Origin of the sequence: Pseudomonas sp. FP2294, assembly GCF_030687625.1 — a bacterium.
Classification (GTDB): domain Bacteria; phylum Pseudomonadota; class Gammaproteobacteria; order Pseudomonadales; family Pseudomonadaceae; genus Aquipseudomonas; species Aquipseudomonas shahriarae.
In genome coordinates this window covers 4,599,154-4,613,189 of record NZ_CP117441.1, presented here as the reverse complement: position 1 = coordinate 4,613,189, position 14,036 = coordinate 4,599,154, and the positions used below count along the sequence as shown (strand labels likewise).

General features: G+C 61.2%; 11 protein-coding genes. 3 read left to right on the top strand and 8 right to left on the bottom strand.

The genetic code is table 11. The features are described from left to right. Positions 1-7: 7 nt before the first annotated feature. The 3 genes from PSH73_RS20705 to PSH73_RS20695 are packed head-to-tail and all read left to right on the top strand — an operon-like array spanning position 8 to position 4,297. Entirely contained in the window at positions 8-1,135 is a 1,128-nt protein-coding gene (locus tag PSH73_RS20705; RefSeq protein WP_057438352.1) for a GNAT family N-acetyltransferase, read from the top strand. Continuing rightward, positions 1,132-2,910 (top strand): HAMP domain-containing sensor histidine kinase, encoded by a 1,779-nt coding sequence (locus PSH73_RS20700; RefSeq protein ID WP_198792740.1) that lies wholly within the window; start codon positions 1,132-1,134, stop codon positions 2,908-2,910. Before PSH73_RS20705 ends, PSH73_RS20700 begins: the two co-directional genes overlap by 4 nt. Then, positions 2,900-4,297: a sigma-54 dependent transcriptional regulator gene (locus tag PSH73_RS20695; protein ID WP_057958591.1), complete on the top strand. Its 1,398-nt coding sequence runs from the start codon at positions 2,900-2,902 to the stop codon at positions 4,295-4,297. Before PSH73_RS20700 ends, PSH73_RS20695 begins: the two co-directional genes overlap by 11 nt. 793 nt (positions 4,298-5,090) lie before the next feature. On the opposite strand, the gene PSH73_RS20690 is transcribed toward PSH73_RS20695, so the two are convergent. The 8 genes from PSH73_RS20690 to glpD all read right to left on the bottom strand — a co-directional run bounded on the left by PSH73_RS20690 (position 5,091) and on the right by glpD (position 14,029). Then, complete coding sequence (locus tag PSH73_RS20690) at positions 5,091-5,429, bottom strand: GlpM family protein (RefSeq protein ID WP_057438356.1); 339 nt, start codon at positions 5,427-5,429, stop codon at positions 5,091-5,093. A 10-nt stretch (positions 5,430-5,439) separates the two neighbouring features. After that, a complete protein-coding gene (locus tag PSH73_RS20685; protein ID WP_233093252.1) occupies positions 5,440-6,720 on the bottom strand; it encodes a sigma-54 dependent transcriptional regulator in 1,281 nt (426 codons plus the stop codon). 56 nt (positions 6,721-6,776) lie between these two features. Beyond that, positions 6,777-8,678, bottom strand: coding sequence for a sensor histidine kinase (locus PSH73_RS20680; RefSeq protein ID WP_057958598.1), 1,902 nt, complete (start codon positions 8,676-8,678; stop codon positions 6,777-6,779). Between the two features lie 161 nt (positions 8,679-8,839). After that, complete coding sequence (locus PSH73_RS20675; protein WP_057438360.1) at positions 8,840-9,574, bottom strand: amino acid ABC transporter ATP-binding protein; 735 nt, start codon at positions 9,572-9,574, stop codon at positions 8,840-8,842. Continuing rightward, entirely contained in the window at positions 9,571-10,242 is a 672-nt protein-coding gene (locus PSH73_RS20670; protein ID WP_057958599.1) for an ABC transporter permease subunit, read from the bottom strand. The genes PSH73_RS20675 and PSH73_RS20670 overlap by 4 nt, the downstream gene beginning before the upstream one ends. Next, positions 10,242-10,988 (bottom strand): amino acid ABC transporter permease, encoded by a 747-nt coding sequence (locus PSH73_RS20665; protein WP_057958600.1) that lies wholly within the window; start codon positions 10,986-10,988, stop codon positions 10,242-10,244. The genes PSH73_RS20670 and PSH73_RS20665 overlap by 1 nt, the downstream gene beginning before the upstream one ends. Before the next feature lie 192 nt (positions 10,989-11,180). Beyond that, positions 11,181-12,113, bottom strand: coding sequence for a glutamate/aspartate ABC transporter substrate-binding protein (locus PSH73_RS20660; RefSeq protein WP_029295166.1), 933 nt, complete (start codon positions 12,111-12,113; stop codon positions 11,181-11,183). A gap of 377 nt (positions 12,114-12,490) precedes the next feature. Then, positions 12,491-14,029: a glycerol-3-phosphate dehydrogenase gene (glpD, locus tag PSH73_RS20655; RefSeq protein WP_057958601.1), complete on the bottom strand. Its 1,539-nt coding sequence runs from the start codon at positions 14,027-14,029 to the stop codon at positions 12,491-12,493. Positions 14,030-14,036: the final 7 nt, after the last annotated feature.

The following is a 14,036-nucleotide window of genomic DNA, read 5'->3' as shown; positions in this document are numbered from 1 at the left end:
TTCCGATGTGATCACCGCACACACCTTCCCGAGCATCCACGCCATCGAACGCAGTGCCTGGAATGACTGTTTTCCCCAGGCGTTGGAGGATTGGGATTACTACGTCGCCGTAGAAAACGCTGCCATCGACGACTTCCAGTGGCGCTACCTGGCCCTCTATGAGGACGGGCAACTGCTGGCCGTCGCCCCGGCGTTCATCACCCATTATCGCCTCGATACCACCGTGTCGGGCATCGCCAAACGCTTTACCCAACGCCTGGAACGCTGGTGGCCGGGAGCGTTGCGCCTGGGCTTGTACGCCATCGGCTCGCCGGTGGCCGAGCAATGCCATGCCGGTGTCGCCAGCCATGTGCCCGCTGCGCGCCGCAGTGCGCTGTTGGAGCAATTACTGGTCGCGGCGCGTCGGGATGCCGATGCATTCGGCATCGGCCTGCTGGCGGTCAAGGACGCGCCGAGCCTGGATCAGGACTGGGCCGACAGCTGCAAGACCGCCGGCCTGCACAGCATGCCGAGTTTGCCTACCGGGTTGCTGCCGCTGCCCTACGGCTCAGTGGATGCCTATCTGGGCTCCCTGGGCAAATCCACGCGCAAGGATTTGCGGCGCAAGCTGCGTGCGCCGGGGCCACAGGTGGAGTGGCGGGACAATGTCGATGATGTGTTGCCGGATATCATGCGCCTCTACGAAGCCACGCTGGCTCGCGCCGACCTGCAATTCGAGCGCCTGCCTGCCGGTTATTTCAGCCAGGTGCTCGCCCAGCTTGAACAACGGGCGCGCTGTGTACTTTACTGGGTGGATGGGCAACTGGTGGCGTTCAACCTGGTGCTGCTGGACCAGCACCGGCTGATCGACAAGTTCTTTGCCCACGACCTGGCCCACAGCCGCGAACATAACCTGTACTTTCGCAGTTGGCTGACCAACGTCGACTACTGCATCGAGCACAATATTGCGTTGTACGAGTGCGGGCAGGCCGGGTATGCCAGTAAGCTACGCCTGGGCTGTGAGTTCGCCGGCAATACGCTGTTCTTCCAGCACCGCAACCGGCTGCTCGATACCCTGCTCAAGCTGGTAAAAGTGTTTATTCGCCCGGACCGATCCGACCCTGCCATGGCTGCTGCAATAAGCGAAACCCGATGATCGCCAAAACCCGTCAGAAAGCCCGCCCATTTGCCATTTCCCGCTGGAGCCTGCAGCGCAAGCTGGTGTTGGCGTTCTGGCTGGTGACGGTGATCCCGACCATGATCGCCGCCGAGCTGGCGGCCACCACCCTGTCGCAGATTTTCGACAGCAACGTGCGCATCTGGCTGCAAGAGTCGACCCGCATCGTCAAGGATGAAGTCAGCGACATCCTGCACGACAACGCCCGTGTGGCGCAGATCTTCCTGCGGTATGTGCGTCCGCCTTCCAGCCATGAAGCGATGCGTCATGACCGTTTGATCGCGGACATTGCCCGCGCCACTGATATTGATGTGGTCACGCTGATTCGTAGCAGTGACCGCAAGGTGATGTTCAGCACCGTGGGCGAGGATGTGGTGAAACAAATCAGCCTCGCTCCCAATGCCGTGTTGCAAACCGTGCAGGTCGGCGGCGCGGCCACCGGGGCCGTGATTTCCTCGTTCGAGACCAGCCAGGATGGCGTCGACTACGAACTGTTGGTCGGTACCTACCTGGACAGCAGCTTCCTGACCAGCGTCGCCGAGGTGCACTCCCTGGACTTGCGTCTGTACCTGGCCAATACCGAAGGCTTTTCGGAGATCTTCTCCACCCAGCGTTTTGAAGACCACCCGACCCGCGTGCCGAAATCCGTGGAAACCCTGCTGCGCAGCACCAAGCAGCCCAGTGAACAGTTCACCAGCAACTACAGCGGCCTGTACTGGCCGATCTTCAATGACACCGGCGAGTTGCAGGGCGTGATCTTCAGCGGCCTGCTGCGCCACACCAGCCTGGTGGGGCTGGTGAACCAGAGCAATCTGTTTGTGCTGATCTTCCTGCTCAGTTCCGCTTTGTCCCTGGGCGCCGGTGTGCTGGTCTCCCGGCACCTGACCCGGCCACTGCGCGAGTTGTCCCAGGGGGTGAGCGCGGTGATCAGCGGCAACTACCAGCACCGCGTGGCCGTCACCGGCGGTGACGAGCTGGCGCAATTGAGCAGCACCTTCAACCATATGACCGAGCGCCTGGGCGAGTTGCATCACCTCGAAGCCCAACTGCGCCGCCGCGACCGCCTGCATGCCCTGGGCGAAGTGGCGATGGGCCTGGCCCATGAAATCCGCAACCCGCTGGGCATCATCAAGACCGCGACCCAACTGCTGCACCGTCGCACGGACTTGCCGGAGACCGACAAGCGCCACCTGGAATACGTGATCAGCGAAGTCAGCCGGATCAATGACCTGATCACCGACTTCCTCGACTTCGCCAAGCCCAGCGAACCGCTGCGCAGCCAGCAACCGGCGCGGCCGTTGGTGGAAGAAATCCTCGGTTTCTGCGCGCCGGAGCTGGCCAGCCACGCCATCGACGCCCATCTCGACGACCAGGCGCCGGGTGCGACCCTGTATGTGGACGCCAAGCAATTCAAGCAGGCGTGCCTGAACCTGATCCTCAACGCCATCGACGCCATGCCCCAGGGCGGGCGCCTGACCTTGAGCATCAGCCGTGTCGATCACTACACGGTGATCAGCATCAGCGACAGCGGCCAGGGCATCCCCCCTGAAATGATCGAGCGGATCTTTACCCCCTTTGTTACCACCAAGGCCTCGGGCACCGGCCTGGGCCTGGCGAAAGTCTATTCAATCATGGAGAGTCACGACGCCAGCATCGAATGCACCAGCGAGAAAGATGCCGGCGCCACCTTCAGCCTGTACATTCCGGCCAACGGTGAAGATGACGGCGACGACGAGGACAGTCATGACACATAACATATTGGTGGTCGACGACGAGCCCAAGCTCTGCGATTTGCTGTCGTCGGCCCTGAGCCAGAACCATATCCAGGTGTTTATCGCGGGCAATGGCCTGCATGCGCTCAAGGTGCTGGAGCAGGAGGACATCGACCTGGTGATCAGCGACTGGCGCATGCCCGGCATGGACGGCCCGCAACTGCTGGCCGAGATCAAGGTGCGCTACCCGCAATTGCCGGTGATCGTGATGACGGCCTACAGCACCGTGAAAAATGCCGTGCAGTCCATGCGTAACGGTGCCTACGACTACATTGCCAAGCCCTTCGATATCGACGAGCTGGACATCACCGTGGCCAAGGCCTTGCAGTTTCGCGACATCATGCGCGACAACGCACGGCTGCGTGCCGAACTCGATGAACATGCCCAGTTCGATAGCCTGGTCGGGGAAAGCCCGGCGTTTCGCCGAGTGTTGCAGGCGGTGGATTCGGTGCGTGAAAGCAACGCCACCATCCTGTTGACCGGCGAAAGCGGCACCGGCAAAGAAATGGTCGCCCGCGCCATTCACAAGCATGGCAACCGTGCAGACAAGCCTTTTGTGGCGGTCAACTGCGCCGCGATCCCCGAAGGCTTGCTGGAAAGCGAAATGTTCGGCCATCGCAAGGGCGCGTTTACCGGCGCCGTGGCCGACCGGGTAGGGCGCTTTATGCAGGCCGACAAGGGCACGCTGTTTCTCGACGAAGTGGGGGATATGCCCCTGGCGTTGCAGGCCAAGATCCTGCGCGCCTTGCAGGAACGGGTGATCGAGCCGGTCGGCGACCCGCGTGAGCGCAAGGTGGACGTGCGGGTGATCGCCGCCACCAACAAGAACCTGCTGGAAGCGGTGGCGAACAAGGAGTTTCGCGAAGACCTCTACTACCGCCTGAATGTGTTCCCGATCCCACTGCCAGCATTGCGTGAGCGCGTCGAAGACATCGCCCCGCTGGCCCGCCACTTTGCCCGCAGCCTGAGTGCCAACGCCGGTAAACGCATCACCGGCTTCAGCCCCGACGCCTTGCAGGCCATGGCCGCCTACAACTGGCCGGGGAACATCCGCGAGCTGCAAAACTGCGTGGAGCGCGCGACCATCGTCGCCTCCAGCCCGGTGATTGAAGATATCGACCTGCCGGCCTACCTGTTCGCGTCCCAGCCGACCGAGCGGGATGTGACGACAATCCTCAGCGAAGGCCCAGGCGTGCCCCAGGACCTGGACGCGGCGCTGGCCGAGGTGGAAAAAGCCTACATCCTTGCGGCCTTGCAGGAGAGCAATGGCGTACAGGCGGCTGCGGCGTCGCGGATTGGCATCTCCGAACGCAGCTTTTGGTACCGCTTGAAAAAGCTGGGGATCCAGATCGACAAAATCGTACGCTGAGCCCTGGGAGCCACACATAAGCAAATGTGGGAGCTGTCGAGCTTTAGCGAGGCTGCGATGCAGGCAACTGGGTTTTACAGGTGTACCGAGTCGACCCCATCGCAGCCTCGCCGGGGCTCGACAGCTCCCACAGGGGATTGGGGAGGCACACTGAGCAAAGGTGGGAGCTGTCGAGCTTTAGCGAGGCTGCGATGCAGGCAGCTGGGTTTTGCAGGTGTGCCAAGTCGATCCCATCGCAGCCTCGCCGGGGCTCGACAGCTCCCACAAGGGATTGGGGAATCACAGGGATCAAATGTGGGAGCTGTCGAGCTTTAGCGAGGCTGCGATGCAGGCAGCTGGGTTTTTCAGGTGTACCGAGTCGATCCCATCGCAGCCTCGCCGGGGCTCGACAGCTCCCACAGGGGATTGGGGAATCACAGGGATCAAATGTGGGAGCTGTCGAGCTTTAGCGAGGCTGCGATGCGGGCAGCTGGGTTTTTCAGGTGTACCGAGTCGATCCCATCGCAGCCTCGCCGGGGCTCGACAGCTCCCACAAGGGATTGGGGAATCGCAGGGATCAAATGTGGGAGCTGTCGAGCTTTAGCGAGGCTGCGATGCAGGCAGCTGGGTTTTGCAGATGTACCGAGTCGATCCCATCGCAGCCTCGCCGGGGCTCGACAGCTCCCATAAGGGATTGGGGAATCACAGGGATCAAATGTGGGAGCTGTCGAGCTTTAGCGAGGCTGCGATGCAGGCAACTCGGTTTTATGGGTGTACCGAGTGGGTCCAGTTCCCACAGTGGAGCCGTGGAGTGTCAGGCGTGAATTCGAATCCACACACTCACCAGCACCGTCGCCGCCATCAGCCACGCCACTGCGGCCACCGCCAGGGAGGCCTCCAGGCGCATGCGGTCGACCATCACATACAGCGTCGCCAGGTACACAAAGTACGGAATGATCGACCACATGCCGAACACAATGGTGGTCTTCAGGTCGTCCACCGAGCGGCCCTTGCCGACGATGTAGTGGGCGATCAGTGCAAAAGTCGGAAACAGCGGTACCAGGCCGGCGATGTAATAGTTCTTGGTTTTGGCCAGCACCGCCAGGAGCAACACCACCGCCGCTCCGAGGGCGGCCTTGAAGACTAAATCCACGCATGACTCCTTAGTGGCTCAGGCCGTATTTCTTGACCTTGTCGAACAGGGTGGTCTTGGCCATTCCCAGTTCCTGGCTGGCCTGGGTCAGGTTGCCGCCGCTGCGTTGCAGGGCGTCGCTGAGCAGGTTGCGTTCAAAGGCTTCCACCGCTTCGGTAAAGGCCAGGCCATGGTTGTCGGGGCTGGCGCCGCTTTTCTTGAAGGCGGGCAGGCCCAGGGCAAAACGTTCGGCGACGTTGCGCAGTTCACGTACGTTGCCGGGCCAGTCATGGCTCATCAGGCTGGACAGGGTCTGGTTGTCCAGCTCCGGGGCGATGCGGTCGAAGCGCAGGGATGATTGCTGTAGAAAGTGTTCGAACAACTGCAGGATATCTTCGCGGCGCTCGCGCAGCGGCGGCAGTTCCAGGGTCACCACGTTCAGGCGGTAATACAAGTCGCTGCGGAACTGGTTGGCGCGGCTCAAGTCGTCGAGGTCGGACTTGGTCGCGGCAATCACCCGGCAATCCACCGCCACGCTCTGGTTCGAACCCAGGCGTTCCAGGGTGCGCTCTTGCAAGACCCGCAGCAGTTTGATCTGCAGGTTCATCGGCATGCTTTCCACTTCGTCGAGGAACAGCGTGCCTTCGTGGGCATGCTCGATCTTGCCGATCCGCCGTTTGCCCGCACCGGTGAAGGCGTTGGCTTCGTGACCGAAAATCTCGCTCTCAAACAGGTTTTCCGGCAGGCCGCCGCAGTTCAGGGCGACGAACTGGTGGGCGTGGCGGCGGCTAAAGTCGTGCAGACAGCGGGCGACCAACTCTTTGCCGGTGCCAGTCTCGCCTTCGATCAGCACGTTGGCCGAGGTGTCGGCGACGTTGGCGATCAACTCGCGCAGGTTCTGCATCGCCGGCGAGCGCCCGATGATCCGGCCTTCCAGGGAGTCACGTTCGGCCAGTTGCCGGCGCAGCGCCCAGACTTCCCGGGCCAGGCCACGCTGTTCGAGGGCGCGGCGCACCACGTCCACCAGGCGCTCCGGAGAAAAGGGTTTCTCCATGAAGTCATAGGCACCGTTGCGCATCGCGCCCACGGCCATGGAAATATCGCCGTGGCCGGTGATCAGCACCACCGGCAGGCTTTTATCCAGGGCCTTGAGGCGGGTCAACAGTTCCAGGCCGTCAATGCCGGGCAGGCGGATGTCACTGATCACAATGCCGGCAAAGTTCTCGCCGACACGCTTGAGTGCCTCTTCTGCGCTGGCCACGCCGACGCTGGGAATATCTTCCAGGGCCAGGGCTTGCTGGCAGCCGAGCAACACATGGGGATCGTCTTCGACAATCAGCACGGTCAGCTCGGTGTTGGGTTGGCTGTTCATATCGACTCGCCGGGTTGATGGCCTGCCAGGGGCAGGCTCAGGACAAAGGCTGTACCACCAGCGGCCGGATGCTCGACGGCCAGGTTGCCGCCGGTGGCTGCGGCCAGGCTGGCCGACAGGGTCAGGCCCAGGCCCAAGCCTTGCTCGCCGGGTTTGGTGGTGAAAAAGGGTTCGAACAAATGCTTGCGGGTCTCAGGGTCGATGCCATGTCCGTTGTCCCGCACCCGCAGGCGGTATTTGCCTTCGCTGATGTCACTTTCCAGCCACAGCTGCGGGGCGGGTTGGGCGTGCATCGCGTCCAGGGCATTGCCGATCAGGTTGACCAGGATTTGCTCCAGGCGCGTCTGGTCGATCTGCAGCATGGCCTGGCTGAACTGACGGTGTACGGTCAGCGGCAGGCTGTCGAGGCGGCTGCCCAGGACCTGGAACGCCGCATCCACGGCCTTGCCCAGGCTGGCTTCGCCCTGGTCGTCGCCCCGCCGGGCAAACGAGCGCAGGCTGGCGGTGATGCGTCCCATGCGGTCGATCAGTTCATTGATGGTCTTGAGGTTGGTGCTGGCAGTATCCAGGGCGCCGCGCTCGAGGAAGCGCACGGTATTGCCGGACAAGGTGCGCAGGGCCGCCAGCGGCTGGTTCAGTTCATGGGCGATGCTGGTGGACATCTGGCCGATGGCCGCTAATTTGCCGGCCTGGACCAATTCATCCTGGGCCCGGCGCAGGGTTTCTTCGGCCTGGCGCCGCTCGCGGATCTGCGCCTTGAGCCGTTCGTTGCTGGCGCGCAGGTCGGTGGTGCGCTCGGCAATCCGCCGCTCCAGCTGGTTGTTGGCTTCCTGCAGGGCCTCGCGGGCGGCCAGGCGTGTGGCGATTACCTTGCGCCGCTCATTCCAGGCAATCAGCAGGAACGCCACCAGGGCAAAGGCCACCGCAACGAGGATGCCCTGGTTGATCGCGGCCTGGCGCAGGTCGTTGAGCGGGGTGAGCAGGGTGAAATTCCACGGTGTGTCGTTCAGGGGCCGGGTCTGGGCCAGGTAGGTGACTTCCCGGTCGTCGGCCACCACTTCACTGTTGGCCGGGAAGGTCAGCTTTTCGGTGCCAGTGTCGAGCTGTTCGCGGGCCAGGGGTTGCAGTTCGTTGAGGGTCGCCCAGTAATATTGCAGGCTGCGGGCCAGGCGCTCCTTGGTATCGTCGCTCAGCGGGCGCACCGCCTTGAGCCGGCGTGCCGGGTCGCTGGAGAGGATGATGATGCCGTTCTCGTCGCTGACAAAGGCTTCCAGACGCGCGCGCTGCCAGCGTTCTTCCAGCGCTTCGAGGCGCACCTTGACCACTGCGACACCAATGATCTTGCCGTGTTCTTCCAGGCCATGGGCCAGGTAGTAGCCAGGCTCGCCATTGGTGCTGCCGATGCCATAGAAACGGCCGGGCTGGCCACGTACGGCATTCTGGAAATAGGCGCGGAACGACAGGTCTTCACCGAGGTAGCTGTCGACATCGCGCCAGTTACTGGTGGCCATCACGCGGCCGGTGGTGTCCATCACATAAATCGCCCGACTGCGGCTGCGCCGGTTCAGGCCTTCGAGGTATTCGTTGACCCTTTGCCGGTGTTCCGGGTTCGGGTCGGCCAGCAGTTTGGAGACGCTGGATTCCAGCTCCAGCAGGCTGGGCAGGTAGGTGTACTTGCTGATCTCACTCTCGACCGTGCGCGCATGCAGCTCCAGCTGGCGCTCGCCGTTCTCGCCCAGGGTCCGGATGCCGTAATGCTCGCTGGTCCAGAAGCCGATAAAACCCAGGCCGATCATCAACAGGATGATCAGGGGCGGCAGGAACAGCTGGCGAATCAGACGAGGCTTCACGGCAAGGGATGGCGGTGCGGCGCGATAGAGGGTGGGGTCGCATTTCATCACAGATGCCTTGGGTCAACCAGCGCTTGCCTGGACCGGTGTGGGGGGCGGGCTTGCCCGCGATGACGGTAGGTCAGCCACAGAGGTTGACTGATATGCCGCAATCGCGGGCAAGCCCGCTCCCACAGGGCCCGGTTTCTACAGTGGACGCTGTGTTGTGCTTAGTGCTGCAGGATTTTCTCGAGGAAGTGCTGCGCACGTTCGGAACGGGCGCTGATATCGCCGAAGAACTCTTCTTTAGGGCAGTCTTCGATGATCTTGCCGGCATCCATGAAGATCACGCGGTCGGCCACTTTGCGGGCGAAGCCCATTTCGTGGGTCACGCACATCATGGTCATGCCTTCCTGGGCCAGTTGCACCATCACGTCCAGTACTTCGTTGACCATCTCCGGGTCCAGGGCCGAGGTCGGTTCGTCGAACAGCATGACGATCGGGTCCATTGCCAGAGCACGGGCAATCGCCACGCGCTGCTGCTGGCCGCCGGACAGTTGGCCCGGGTGCTTGTCCTTATGTGCCGACAGACCTACACGCTCCAGCAATTGCAGGCCTTTCTTCTCGGCTTCTGCCTTGCTGCGGCCCAACACCTTGATCTGCGCAACCGTCAGGTTTTCGGTGATGGTCATGTGCGGGAACAGTTCGAAGTGCTGGAACACCATGCCTACGCGCGAGCGCAGTTTCGGCAGGTTGGTCTTCGGGTCGGCAATCGAGGTGCCATCGACCACAACGTCACCTTTCTGGAACGGTTCCAGGGCGTTGACGCACTTGATCAGGGTGGATTTGCCCGAGCCGGAGGGCCCGCACACCACGATCACTTCGCCTTTTTTGACCTCGGTGCTGCAATCGGTCAGCACCTGGAAGTCGCCATACCACTTGTTGATGTTCTTGATAGAGATCATACGGCAAACCTTTTTTGCAGACGCTTGACCAGCAGCGAGGCGGCAAAGCTGATGATGAAGTAGACGACACCGGCAAAGATCAGGAACTCATTGGAGCGGCCGATAATGTCGCCGTTGGAACGGGCGGAGTTGAGGAAATCCACCAGGCCCACGGTGTAGACCAGCGAGGTGTCCTGGAACAGGATGATGCTCTGCTGCAACAGCAGCGGGGTCATCTTGCGGAACGCCTGGGGCAGGATGATCAGGCGCATGGTCTGGCCGTAGGTCATGCCCATCGCTTGTGCCGCAGCCATCTGGCCCTTGGGGATCGACTGCACGCCGGCCCGCACGATTTCGCAGAAGTACGCCGCCTCGAACATCATGAAGGCCACGACGCAGGAGGTGAACGCACCGATTGGCGTGTCTTCGCCGGTGATCCAGCGCAACACGAACGGCACCGCCAGGTAGAACCAGGTGATCACCAACAGCAGCGGGATCGAGCGGAAGTAGTTCACATAGGCGCCGGCCAGGCTGGACAGCAGTTTGCTGGAGGACAGGCGCATCAAGGCCAGGATAGTACCGAGAACGATACCGCCGACCACGCCCATGACCATCAGCTTCAAGGTCATGACCATGCCGTTCCACAGGCCAGGCATGGCCGGGATAATGCCGCTGAAATCAAATTCCATTATTTGCCCCCCACGGAAATCAGGCCGGGCACAGCGACTTTCTTCTCGACCAGGCGCATCAGCAGCATCAGGCTCATGTTCAGGGTGAAGTAGATCAGCGTGGCCAGGGTGAAGGCTTCAAACAGGTTGGCCGAGAACTCGGCGGTCTGCTTGGTTTGCGCCAGCAGTTCCATCAGGCCGATCAAGGACGCCACGGAGGAGTTCTTGAACACGTTGAGGAATTCCGAGGTAAGCGGCGGAATGATGATCCGGTAGGCCTGGGGCAGCAGCACGTTCCAGTAGATCTGCGACAGGCTGAAGCCCATGGCGCGCGCGGCGGCTTCCTGGCCACGGGGCAGCGCCTGGATACCGGTACGCACTTGTTCACATACGCGGGCGGCGGTGAACAGGCCCAGGCACACGACAACGCTCAGGTAGGCCGAGGTGGTTGGGTTTAAGTCTTGTTTGTACCAGTCCTGCAGGTTTTGCGGCAGCAGGTCGGGCACCAGGAAGTACCAGATGAACAGCTGTACCAGCAGTGGCACGTTACGAAACAGTTCCACATAGCAGGTGGCGATGCCGGCTACGAGGCGGTTAGGCATCGTGCGCATCACACCCAGTATCGAGCCCAGCAGCAAGGCGACGATCCACGCCACGATGGCGATGGCGATGGTCCAGCCCAAACCGGAGATGAACCAGTCGAGATAGGTCTCGCTGCCCACGCCGGTGGACTTGAAGAATACGCCCCAGTCCCAGTTGTAATTCATTAGGGTCTCCCCCGAAATCAATCGATGTACAAGCACCCGCTTGGGGAAGATCCATTCCCGCCTGACGGTGAACGTCAGGCACACGCGATCGGCTCGGAAACCGCCAGGTCGAGTGTTCCAAATAATGCCAGCAGGTAGTAACAGACGCCTGAGGGAGGGTTGGCTCCCTCAGGAGATAAGGTTAGTTCGGAATCAGGACTTTTTTTCAGCCGTTTTGTCGTCGGCTGCTTTGTCGGTCGGATTGGCGATCAGGGCCTTGAGTTCGTCGCTCATCGGGAACATCAGGTTCAGGCCTTTTGGTGGGATCGGCGAGCTGAACCACTTGGTGTAGATGTTGTTGATTTCGCCAGACTTGTAGGTGGCGACGATAGCGTCATCCACAGCCTTCTTGAACGGTGCATCGCCTTTGCGAACCATGCAGCCATAGATTTCGAAGGATTGCGGCGTGCCGGTCACGGCCCAGTCGGTAGGCTTCTTGGCCTTGGCCATTTCACCGGCCAGCAGCGCATCGTCCATCATGAAGGCAACGGCGCGGCCGCTTTCCAGCATCTGGAAGGACTCACCGTGGTCTTTGGCGGAGATGACGTTCATGCCCATCTGCTTGTCAGCGTTCATGGACTTGAGGATGCGCTCGGACGTGGTGCCGGCGGTGGTCACGACGTTCTTGCCCTTGAGGTCAGCGAAATCCTTGTAGGTCGAGTCCTTTTTGGACAGCAGACGGGTACCGATTTCGAAGATGCCGACGGAGAAGTCGACTTGCTGCTGACGCTCAACGTTGTTGGTAGTGGAACCACACTCAACGTCCACGGTGCCGTTCTGCACCAGCGGGATACGGGTTTGCGAAGTGACCAGGTTGTATTTGACCTTCAGCTCGCCTTCCTTCATGCCGAGGTCTTTCTCGACAGCTTTGACGATGGCCAGTTGAATGTCGTGGGAGTAGCCCACTGGTTTGCCCGAACCATCCGCAATGTAGGAAAACGGAATGGAGGCGTCGCGGTGGCCCAGGGTGATGGTGCCCGACTCTTTGATTTTCTTCAGCGTGCCGGTCAGTTCGGCGGCGAAGACTGGAGTGCTAATCAGAGCAGCAGCGATAGCTGCGCCCAAAATATGGGGAACGATACGCATCAATACTTCCTCGACATTTGTTTTTTTTATGAAGCCTGGACGGCTCTTTCGATACAGCGAATGCCTGTGACGGCTCCTGAAGCATCTCAGACAAACACGTACCAAGTGTAGAGCATGAGTCGTGCCAGACTCTGATTAAAAGTCTAACTGTATGATTTATATGGCGATTAACTTTATATGACGAGGTTTATCCGGTGTTTAAATCCGGCAAACCGAATAGGTGGCGTTACCACGTTCGGAAAACCGAATCTGTAGGCATTGGCTGCCGGCGATCACCGCCCGTTGTTGCAGGCCAGCCAGCTCCCACATTGATCGCATTTCACATCAAGACGTCCATAAAAAAGCCCCTGGGCCTTTCGGCGCAGGGGCTGGATGCATCAGGCTGCTTCGATCTTGCTGCGGTTCTGTTCGACCTTGACCAAGTAAAGCTGCAGGTTCTCCTGCTCCTCGGGGGTGGTGAACAGCCCGAGTTTGGTGCGCCGCCACAGGATGTCGTAGGCCTGGGTCGCCCATTCCTCGGCGCACAGGTAGTCGACTTCCCGGGTGTACAGGCCGCCACCCAGGTGCTCGCCCAGGTCGGCCAGCGATTGCACGCCTTCGAGCAGGCGCCAGGTGCGGCTGCCATAGGTGGTCGACCAGCGGCGGGCGATCTCGCTGGGGATCCACTCGAACTTGCTGCGAATGTCGGTGGCCAGGGCTTCTGGCGTGCTCATGTCTTCACCGCCGGGCAGGCTGGCCTTGGCGGTCCAGCTCGGCTTGATATGCGGGAAGTAGGGGGCCAGTTGCGCCAGGGCCGACTCGGCCAGCTTGCGGTAAGTGGTCAGCTTGCCACCGAACACCGACAGGATCGGCGCTTCTTCGCCGCTGCCGGACAGTGCCAGGGTGTAGTCGCGGGTAATGGCCGACGGGTTATCCGACTCGTCGTTGCACAGCGGGCGCACGCCGGAATAGGTGTGCACGATATCGTCGCGGCTCAGCTGCTGCTTGAAGTGGGCGTTGACCACCTTGAGCATGTAGTCCGTTTCACCTTCGGTGATCGCCACTTTCGCGGGGTCGCCGGTGTACTCACGGTCGGTGGTGCCGATGATGGTCAGGTGATTGAGGTACGGAATGGTGAAGACGATACGCCCATCCTCGTTCTGCAGGATGTGCGCATGGGCGCCTTCGTACAGTTTCGGCACGATCAGGTGGCTGCCCTGGATCAGGCGGATGCCATACGGCGAATCGAGCTTGAGGTCATCCTTGATGAACTTGGCGACCCATGGGCCGGCCGCGTTCACCAGAGCCTTGGCGCGGATCGACAGCAGGCTGCCATCTGCGCGCTCCAGGTGCAGGTGCCACAGGCCCTTGCTGCGACGGGCGCTGACGCAACGGGTCTGGGTGTGGATATGTGCACCCTTTTCCCGGGCGGCCATGGCGTTGAGTACAACCAGGCGCGCGTCGTCGACCCAGCAATCGGAGTATTCGAAGCCCTTGGTGATTTCGCTTTTCAGCGGGCTGTCGGCGCCGAACTTCAGGCTTTTGGAGCCTGCAAGTTTCTCGCGCTTGCCAAGGTGGTCGTACAGGAACAGGCCGGCACGGATCATCCAGGCCGGGCGCAGGTGCGGGCGATGGGGCAACACAAAACGCATCTGCTTGACGATGTGCGGGGCCTTGGCCAGTAGCACTTCGCGTTCGGCCAGGGCTTCGCGCACCAGGCGGAATTCGTAATGTTCAAGATAGCGCAGGCCGCCATGGATCAGCTTGCTGCTGGCAGACGAGGTGTGGCTGGCCAAGTCATCCTTTTCGCAAAGGAATACCGACAGGCCGCGACCGGCTGCGTCTGCCGCGATGCCTACACCATTGATCCCGCCGCCAATCACGGCAACATCATAGACTTCGGCAAGGGGTGGAGCAGGCAAGGTAGAAGGGGTCATCGGCTGG

What these genes read in the sequence shown, in the direction of transcription:
- PSH73_RS20680 (WP_057958598.1), bottom strand. Translation starts at nt 8,678, where the DNA reads ATGAAATGCGACCCCACCCTCTATCGCGCCGCACCGCCATCCCTTGCC.
- PSH73_RS20695 (WP_057958591.1), top strand. Translation starts at nt 2,900, where the DNA reads ATGACACATAACATATTGGTGGTCGACGACGAGCCCAAGCTCTGCGAT.
- glpD (WP_057958601.1), bottom strand. Translation starts at nt 14,029, where the DNA reads ATGACCCCTTCTACCTTGCCTGCTCCACCCCTTGCCGAAGTCTATGAT.
- PSH73_RS20670 (WP_057958599.1), bottom strand. Translation starts at nt 10,242, where the DNA reads ATGGAATTTGATTTCAGCGGCATTATCCCGGCCATGCCTGGCCTGTGG.
- PSH73_RS20675 (WP_057438360.1), bottom strand. Translation starts at nt 9,574, where the DNA reads ATGATCTCTATCAAGAACATCAACAAGTGGTATGGCGACTTCCAGGTG.
- PSH73_RS20665 (WP_057958600.1), bottom strand. Translation starts at nt 10,988, where the DNA reads ATGAATTACAACTGGGACTGGGGCGTATTCTTCAAGTCCACCGGCGTG.
- PSH73_RS20700 (WP_198792740.1), top strand. Translation starts at nt 1,132, where the DNA reads ATGATCGCCAAAACCCGTCAGAAAGCCCGCCCATTTGCCATTTCCCGC.
- PSH73_RS20660 (WP_029295166.1), bottom strand. Translation starts at nt 12,113, where the DNA reads ATGCGTATCGTTCCCCATATTTTGGGCGCAGCTATCGCTGCTGCTCTG.